This window comes from Pseudovibrio sp. POLY-S9 (genome assembly GCF_001431305.1).
Taxonomy (GTDB): Bacteria; Pseudomonadota; Alphaproteobacteria; order Rhizobiales; family Stappiaceae; genus Pseudovibrio.
This window is the reverse complement of the sequence record NZ_LCWX01000095.1, coordinates 1-7,036: the sequence shown is the minus strand read 5'-3', so window position 1 is coordinate 7,036 and position 7,036 is coordinate 1. Positions and strand designations below refer to the sequence as shown.

The window sequence follows — 7,036 nt, the reverse complement described above, 5'->3', positions numbered from 1 at the left end:
CACCACGGCGGAGCCGAGGTTCCTCCGCACTCTGGTCGCGCCGGAGCCTGAAGGCATGCCTTTATAGCGGCCTCGCGCCCTCCCTTTGAACCTCACTGGAGAATTCTTATGAGCAATCGTCTGGCTAACAAGGTTGCCTTCATCACCGGAGGCAACAGCGGGATAGGCCTTGCCACTGCGAAAGCCTTTGTGGCTGAAGGCGCAAACGTCGTCATTTTGGCCCGTACGCAGGCAAAAGTGGATCAGGCAGTCGCCAAAATTGGTAAAAACGCAATGGGTGTTGTTGGTGATGTAGCCGATTTACCTTCTTTGCGCAGAGCCTTTGAGCAAGTCAAAGAAGTCTATGGCCGAATTGATGTTGTCTTTGCCAATGCGGGTGTTGCACCCGCAACCCCGCTGATTGAAACCGGCGCGGAACAGCTGGACCGTGTGTTTGACGTCAACTTCAAAGGCGCTTTCTTCACCGTACAGTACGCACTGCCGCTTTTGGCACCTGAGGCCTCGGTGGTGCTCGTGGGCTCCTGCATCAGCGAAATGGGCACGGCGGGTTACTCAGCCTATGCCGCCTCCAAAGCTGCGGTGCGCTCCCTCGCCCGCACGTTGACGCCAGACCTTTATGAGATCGGCGCACGCATCAACGTTCTCAGCCCCGGCCCCATCGATACGCCTGCTCTTTCCAACGGCGGGCTTACTGACGAGCAAGTGAAGGCCACAAACGAAGCCTTTGGCAACCTTCTGGCCGCAGGCCGCGTTGGCCAGCCAGAGGAGATGGCAGCCGTCGCCGTGTTCCTCGCCTCCTCAGAGTCTTCCTTCATGCGCGGCGCAGATGTGCAGGCGGATGGAGGCATGAACCAGATCAGGCTGCCTCGCGCGTCCTGATAGCGGCTTAGACATGCTCGCCCATCCCGCAAGCGGGGTGGGCTTCTCATTCAACATTCTCAAGGTTTTACATCATGCCATCAGTCAATCCCGGCACTGTCATACTCAACGGCGAAAATCCTTTCATCTGGCTGAGCGAGACCAAAGACGGCCCACGCACATCCGAGGCAAGTCTCTGGACCATCACATATTCCCCCAAAGGGGCAGGCCATGCTCTGTTCATCAAGAGTGAACTGACCAACGATGAATGGCGCATCTACACCGACAATGTGGAGATGACCCGCTGGCTGCAATCCACTGTGCAGGGCATGCTGGGGCCAGACACCAAAGACCAGAGCATCTCAACCATCAACGCCGAGTTTGACCGAAGCGGAGACACCCAAAAAGCATGGAGCCAGACCATCCGTAGCGCAGAGGATGAGATCGTGATGTCATGGTTCGATATGCACCAGCCTCTGCTCGTCAGCGACGAGACTGTCAGCGATCTGCCGCTCCGCCCTTATGGCGTGAGCGCGGTGATGATCCCGGCAGAAAAGGCTGTGCTCACCGTCAAAGGACAACAGGCCCGCGGCCAAATCTGGCCTATGGATCTGGATGGTCACCCCTTCACCACCGGCGCTCTGGCCTTTTCAGAAAGCTGGCGTGCGTAACCGCCACTCATCTCACCCCACAAGACAACAGGAGATCAAAATGACACCGTACACAATGACCCGCCGGCGCGTGATGCTGACCTTGGCTGCCACGGCTGCCAGCACCATGCTGCCACCCATCAGTTTTGCAGGTGAGCTGGCCACCATGAAGCTTGGCGAGCTGGAACTTTCCACGTTCTCAGATGGTTACTTCAACCTGCCCAACAACTGGTTTGGCAATGCGAATGCGGAAATTCTTGCAACAGCGGGTGACCCTGTTGTTGTTGGCGCCAATGTCTGGCTGATCCGTGCGGGAAAACGGCTGGTGCTGGTTGATACGGGGTCAGGTGTCGTTTTTGCGGAGACAGACCCAAATGTAGGCAAGTTGGATGCCTTGCTCGCCGCACAGGGCATTAAGCAGGATGAAATCACAGATATCGTCATCACCCACATGCACGCTGATCATATTGGTGGGTTGCTGGGTCCGAATGCCGGTGGTTTCAGCAATGCAAAAATCCATATGGCAGAGGCTGAATGGACCTTCTGGACAGACCCGGCATTGGCAGAGCGCGTTCCAGATGAAATGAAACCTCTCGTCGAAGTCGCCCAAACGATCGCAGCGCCTATCAAAGATCGCGTTATGACCCATCAAGGTGAAACAGACCTAGGGGACGGACTGGTGCTTGTGCCACTTCCCGGCCACACACCAGGACACAGCGGGCTGCGCATTGCTGGTGGCGGCAAGGAACTCTGGATCATCGGCGACGCCATCATCTCGGAGGTTTTGCAGTTCAGGAACCCTGAGATCACATACGGTCTCGATATCGATCCGCAGCAAGCCATCAAAACACGCAGAGAACTGCTCACTCGCCTCGCGGAAAGCGGCACCCCACTGGCAGCCACACACCTGAGCTATCCCGGCATGGGCCATGTCACGCAGGACGGCGATGGCTTCATCTTCAAGCCCCTGAGCTAATCGCTTGGATCGCGCCTCACTTTGGCAGCAGTTCAGCCGGTTGCACGCACCTCTTCAAGCGGTGTGCAATCGGTTTTCTTGCTCAGGATTATCAGCTGGCTTAGCATGACAGCCTGTATTTTCAGGCGCATCATGCGCCGGCAAGTTATTTGAGCAAGGTGATTTTGAGATGAAACCCACCAGCATTTCTGAGCTGACAGCAGAGTTTGGCATCATTCTGTTTACGGAAAACTTTGAGCTCTGCGTGCAGTTCTATGAGCACACTCTGGGCCTGCAAGTTATTGAACGCACGCCGGATCTGTTCAGTTTTCGTTTTGGTAGCAGCTATCTTATGGTTGAGCGCGGCGGGCACGGCAGCCCCACGCAAAAACCGCGCAGACAGAACCCCTGCGTCCTGCGGTTCAACACAGACGACATGGACACAGCCATTGAGCTCCTGAACGCTAAAGGGCTGGATGTTCAGCCTCAAACATTCGACTGGGGCACAATCGCAGCCTTTACCGATCCGGATGGCAACCTGTGTGAGCTGAAATCCCCGGCCCTCGTGGGAGCGTGACAGAGCATCTCCCCGAAAACCGCAGGGCCATCGGGGATGTGTTTCAGCGCAGAAAGCTGAGCTTATTTCCAGTAGTTATTGGCCGCAGCGACAGTGCTGAAGTGCTCAGCAATGGTTTGTGAAGCTGCGATCAGAGACTCTGAATCATATTCATACATCAAGCGCATGGCAGAGCGGACTTCGGCATCCGGCTGCATAAACTTGATAGCCATGCGGGACAGTTTGACTGCAAGCTCATAGCCCTCTTGCGGGTTGGCTGTTTGCAGCGTTGGGAGCCAGTTCTCATCCATAATTCGCATCCTTTTGATTTGGCGATTTTGGAAGAGACAAACAGGCGAGAGACAAGCGCAATCTCCCCAATTTCCATTGGGATTTGTAGGAGGGGATCCTCAAAGAAACAGGCAGAAGCAACGCTGCTCCTGCCTGTAGTCGCAAAAGATTAATTACCGACCTTCTGGTAAACGGCAGGCTTGCCGCCAGTCACTTTAGGCAGCGCAAAAACGGTGTACTGAGTGTCCTCATCCGGTTCACCCATGCCCAGAGAGCCCATTGGCATGCCCGGAACTGAGAGGCCTTTGATGTCCGGACGCTCCGTCAACATGCGGTTTACAGCATCCAGCGGCACGTGCCCTTCAATCACATATCCATCCACGATAGCGGTATGGCACGCCTCAAGATTTTCAGGCACGCCCACCTGCTGTTTGACGCGGTAAAGATCATCCGTCTTCTTCACAGTCACATTGAAGCCCGCATCTTCAAGCGCATCCCCCCAAGCTGTGCAACACCCGCAACTCGGAGATTTGTAAAGGGTTACGTCCTTTTCACCTTCAGCATGCGCAGGCAGCATTAAAGCGCTTGCACCAAGAACAGCAGAGAACACACCAGCAAACAGATTAGTTTTGGAGATCATGAGTCTATCCAATCCAATTTATTATTTATTTCAGTCAGTTAGAGTTTTGAGGTCTAAACAACTGAATGGATTGGAGGCCTGTCTATACCGCTGGTTTGAGCAGAGTACACCGGTAGCAAAACCGGCACAGACATGCTGGAGCTGCGGTATAAAGGAGAGATTGCATTGGTCTGATCCAGCAGGCCATACGTCGCCATACAGGCAGTCATACCTGTTGCCATGGCTGTCTCTGTTTCACAGCAGCAACAAGATGATTTATCAGAGATCATATGCTCCATGGCAGCTGCATTCTGCTCAACCAGAGCGAGCTTTTGTGCTGCACTGTTAGACGCCATTTCGCCCTGCATGCTCATGGCATAGGGCGTGGTGACGAACAGCGTCAATAATATGATCAGCACACGAAACATGGCTGCAACCTAAGGGCACATTACGGCAGTTTCAAGTTAAACTGTTGTAATCTCCTGCGTAGGACAGCGTGACATTTATGCGCACCAGATTTTTCATTTCTCCCGAAAAAACGCTTGACCTCAACTTAACTTGAGGAAGTACTTGAGTGTCATCTCATCACAAGCGGGCTGAGGCTGTTCCCCCCAATTGGCGTAATTTTGCGCTTTTGCCTCACCTGACTAAACTGGAGTACTGACATGAGTGAACCAAAAGCCGCCTACCTTGTTGCCAGCAGCTTTATGCCAAAAGATCATGGCTCAATCGACGCATATGGCGAAAAAGCCGTTCCACTATTTGAAGCTGCAGGTGGGGAATGCATCATCTTTGGCGGACCCGATCAGCCTTTTGAACATCTGGAAGGCGTATGGAACACAAACGCGCAACTGACGCTTTTCCGGTTCCCAAGTATGGAAGCCCTCAAGACGCTCTGGAACTCCCCTGAATACCAGGCAATCAAACACCTTCGCACAGACGTAATCCCGCCAAACTTCACGATTGCTGTGGAATCCAGCATCTAAATCACATCCCCCCAAAGGCATTAGGGCGCTCTGTCTCCCCAGGATACGGCAGAGCGCCAGCCTTCACGCAAAGCGTGCTGTACGGGCAACAGACGTGCTTTATTTCGCAGAAACGCTGGGTTTAGCAGACAGGGCCATGATCTGCCGATAGGCTTCAAAGATTGTTTCTTAGAGATTTTATTGATGTCTGTTTCACGCCCCATCCTGTTTTATCAACTCAGCCTCACCAGCTTTCAGTTCCCCCGTGCCATGCTGGGCGTGCTGTTTCCCTACCTTGTAACTGTCTACCTTGCTGAGAGCCCGGAACGGGTGAGCTATGCAATGACGGCTTCTATGCTGCCCAACCTGTTTGTGCTGCTGTTTGCCGGGGCCGTCGCTGACCGTCTGAACAAGCGCAAGCTGCTTGTTTTGCTGCACATCGCCAATGCGGTCCCCGTAATAGCGTTGACTGTGCTGCTTCATTTCGGCTTTGTCGGGTTTGAAGGCCTGATCCTCTTTGCGCTGCTCTCTGGCACCACACTGGCATTCGTTCAGCCTACGCTGGATGGCATGCTCAACCACATCTCATCCATGCTCATCGGGCGCAGCGTGACGCTTTCCGTAGGGATGCTCTACCTCGTCACGCTGGCAGGCTTTGCACTTGCCAGCAGTGTGGAGTGGGTTGGTGTTGCACCGCTGCTTGCCATCTCCAGCACGCTCTTTCTGGTTGGCATTATAACAAGCCTGCGTTTGCCAGACACGCCAGCACTTGCGGCAAAAGAAAGACCCAGCATCCTTAGCGAAATTCGTGAGGGACTGGCTTTGGTGTTGTTTTCCAAAACCCTAAGATTGCCGGTGTTTCTGATGAGTTCAGCCGGCCTCATACTGGGCGGTCCCTATGCCGTTCTGGTGCCGCTTATGTTACGGGATACCTATCACGCCACAGGCTTTGACTTTGCGTTTGCCTTCGCTGTTTTCATGGTTGGCGGCGCATGCTCCAGCGGCTTGCTCCTCAAACTGGGAGCAATCAGAAATCCAGTCCCACTGCTTGTTGTGGGTTACAGCATGGGCGGCTTTGCACTGCTGTTTTGGGCGATGTCTCCACCTTACTGGGCTTTTCTTGGCAGCATCTTCTTTTGGGGCGTTGGCGGCGGTATCTGCCTCAACATGAGCCGCATCATCTTGCAGGAGCAGGCGCCCTCAACCCACAAATCCCGCGTGCTCAGCGTCATGTATCTGGGTGATGAAGGCGGTGCTCCTGTTGGCAGCCTTATAACTGGCGTGTTGATCACCACCCTCAGCCTGTCCAGCGCCTCCATCATTCCCGGCGTTGTGGTGCTCTTCATCTCCCTCCTCCTGTTGCTTGCGCTAAGCGCACGGCGGAGTGAGGCAAAAGCAACACAGGATGCGGGGCAATGACGGGCAAGCTGTATGTGCCTTGACTTCCCGTGCAAACCGCATAATCTCTGGCCCGATCAAAACGCGAGGAGATAAAGCGATGAACAAGAACAGGACAACACAATCAACCTGCCCTGTTTCTGTAAGAGTTCATCACCATGCCTTTATCTATCTCACTCAATCATCTGTCCTGGGCACGTCCTGACGGTACTGCGCTTTTTTCTGATCTCAATCTTCAGTTTGCTCAACACCGCACTGGCCTGATTGGCCGCAACGGCACTGGCAAAACAACACTGCTGAACCTCATCAGCGGTGCGCTTACACCTGCGTCCGGTTCTGTCTCCGTGCAAGGTTCCATAAGCCTGTTAAAGCAGCGGCTGCAAAGCGGACCTCAGGAAACACTCGCAGATCTGTTTGGCATCACTGAAGCCCTGCATATTCTGCAAAAAGCTGAAGCCGGGACGGCCAGCATGGACGAACTAGCCCAAGCAGACTGGACGCTGGAAAGCCGCATGGAAGCGGCCCTTGCCCAGATGGGGCTGGAAATCTCCGCCGATCACCCACTCTCCGCCCTCTCAGGCGGGCAAATCACCCGTTGCAGGTTGGCGGCCCTTCAGTTTCATAATGCAGATTTTCTGCTGCTGGATTGTAACCGCCATGCTAAAGTGTCAGGATCTATCAATCTAGAAGTGTCACACTGATCCTGTTGTTGGTCTCTTGCAAGGATGGTGCGACATGGGCATG

At 54.2% G+C, this 7,036-nt stretch carries 10 protein-coding genes; 7 read left to right on the top strand and 3 right to left on the bottom strand.

The window, feature by feature from the left end; all coding sequences use genetic code 11:
* Positions 1 to 108 precede the first annotated feature (108 nt).
* The 4 genes from PPL9_RS08450 (at position 109) to PPL9_RS08435 (ending at position 3,040) form a co-directional block, all read left to right on the top strand.
* Positions 109 to 879 carry an SDR family oxidoreductase gene (locus PPL9_RS08450; RefSeq protein ID WP_057462298.1) on the top strand — a complete coding sequence of 257 codons (771 nt, stop codon included), beginning with the start codon at positions 109 to 111 and terminating at the stop codon, positions 877 to 879.
* A gap of 74 nt (positions 880 to 953) precedes the next feature.
* Positions 954 to 1,529: a hypothetical protein gene (locus tag PPL9_RS08445; protein ID WP_057462297.1), complete on the top strand. Its 576-nt coding sequence runs from the start codon at positions 954 to 956 to the stop codon at positions 1,527 to 1,529.
* Positions 1,530 to 1,569: 40 nt separating this feature from the next.
* Positions 1,570 to 2,484, top strand: a complete 915-nt coding sequence (locus tag PPL9_RS08440; RefSeq protein WP_208989249.1) for an MBL fold metallo-hydrolase — start codon at positions 1,570 to 1,572, stop codon at positions 2,482 to 2,484.
* 169 nt (positions 2,485 to 2,653) lie between these two features.
* Positions 2,654 to 3,040 carry a VOC family protein gene (locus PPL9_RS08435; protein WP_057462295.1) on the top strand — a complete coding sequence of 129 codons (387 nt, stop codon included), beginning with the start codon at positions 2,654 to 2,656 and terminating at the stop codon, positions 3,038 to 3,040.
* Positions 3,041 to 3,102: 62 nt separating this feature from the next.
* Here PPL9_RS08435 and PPL9_RS08430 read toward each other — a convergent pair whose 3' ends face one another.
* From PPL9_RS08430 to PPL9_RS08420, 3 genes are all read right to left on the bottom strand, one after another.
* Positions 3,103 to 3,330 carry a hexameric tyrosine-coordinated heme protein gene (locus tag PPL9_RS08430; protein WP_057462294.1) on the bottom strand — a complete coding sequence of 76 codons (228 nt, stop codon included), beginning with the start codon at positions 3,328 to 3,330 and terminating at the stop codon, positions 3,103 to 3,105.
* Positions 3,331 to 3,479: 149 nt separating this feature from the next.
* Entirely contained in the window at positions 3,480 to 3,950 is a 471-nt protein-coding gene (locus PPL9_RS08425) for a DUF411 domain-containing protein (RefSeq protein WP_057462293.1), read from the bottom strand.
* 53 nt (positions 3,951 to 4,003) lie between these two features.
* Positions 4,004 to 4,357, bottom strand: a complete 354-nt coding sequence (locus tag PPL9_RS08420; RefSeq protein WP_057462292.1) for a hypothetical protein — start codon at positions 4,355 to 4,357, stop codon at positions 4,004 to 4,006.
* A 237-nt stretch (positions 4,358 to 4,594) separates the two neighbouring features.
* Between PPL9_RS08420 and PPL9_RS08415 the strand changes: the two genes are divergently transcribed.
* The 3 genes from PPL9_RS08415 (at position 4,595) to PPL9_RS08405 (ending at position 6,993) form a co-directional block, all read left to right on the top strand.
* On the top strand, positions 4,595 to 4,915 hold the full coding sequence (locus PPL9_RS08415) for a DUF1330 domain-containing protein (RefSeq protein WP_057462291.1): 321 nt from the start codon (positions 4,595 to 4,597) through the stop codon (positions 4,913 to 4,915).
* A 183-nt stretch (positions 4,916 to 5,098) separates the two neighbouring features.
* Positions 5,099 to 6,313: an MFS transporter gene (locus tag PPL9_RS08410; protein ID WP_057462290.1), complete on the top strand. Its 1,215-nt coding sequence runs from the start codon at positions 5,099 to 5,101 to the stop codon at positions 6,311 to 6,313.
* A 137-nt stretch (positions 6,314 to 6,450) separates the two neighbouring features.
* Complete coding sequence (locus PPL9_RS08405; RefSeq protein ID WP_057462289.1) at positions 6,451 to 6,993, top strand: ATP-binding cassette domain-containing protein; 543 nt, start codon at positions 6,451 to 6,453, stop codon at positions 6,991 to 6,993.
* The last annotated feature ends 43 nt before the right edge of the window (positions 6,994 to 7,036 follow it).

Excerpts from the sequence above, each read along its gene's own strand:
- PPL9_RS08420 (WP_057462292.1), bottom strand. The coding sequence starts at position 4,357 with ATGTTTCGTGTGCTGATCATATTATTGACGCTGTTCGTCACCACGCCC.
- PPL9_RS08430 (WP_057462294.1), bottom strand. The coding sequence starts at position 3,330 with ATGGATGAGAACTGGCTCCCAACGCTGCAAACAGCCAACCCGCAAGAG.
- PPL9_RS08435 (WP_057462295.1), top strand. The coding sequence starts at position 2,654 with ATGAAACCCACCAGCATTTCTGAGCTGACAGCAGAGTTTGGCATCATT.
- PPL9_RS08415 (WP_057462291.1), top strand. The coding sequence starts at position 4,595 with ATGAGTGAACCAAAAGCCGCCTACCTTGTTGCCAGCAGCTTTATGCCA.
- PPL9_RS08405 (WP_057462289.1), top strand. The coding sequence starts at position 6,451 with ATGCCTTTATCTATCTCACTCAATCATCTGTCCTGGGCACGTCCTGAC.
- PPL9_RS08440 (WP_208989249.1), top strand. The coding sequence starts at position 1,570 with ATGACACCGTACACAATGACCCGCCGGCGCGTGATGCTGACCTTGGCT.
- PPL9_RS08445 (WP_057462297.1), top strand. The coding sequence starts at position 954 with ATGCCATCAGTCAATCCCGGCACTGTCATACTCAACGGCGAAAATCCT.
- PPL9_RS08410 (WP_057462290.1), top strand. The coding sequence starts at position 5,099 with ATGTCTGTTTCACGCCCCATCCTGTTTTATCAACTCAGCCTCACCAGC.
- PPL9_RS08450 (WP_057462298.1), top strand. The coding sequence starts at position 109 with ATGAGCAATCGTCTGGCTAACAAGGTTGCCTTCATCACCGGAGGCAAC.
- PPL9_RS08425 (WP_057462293.1), bottom strand. The coding sequence starts at position 3,950 with ATGATCTCCAAAACTAATCTGTTTGCTGGTGTGTTCTCTGCTGTTCTT.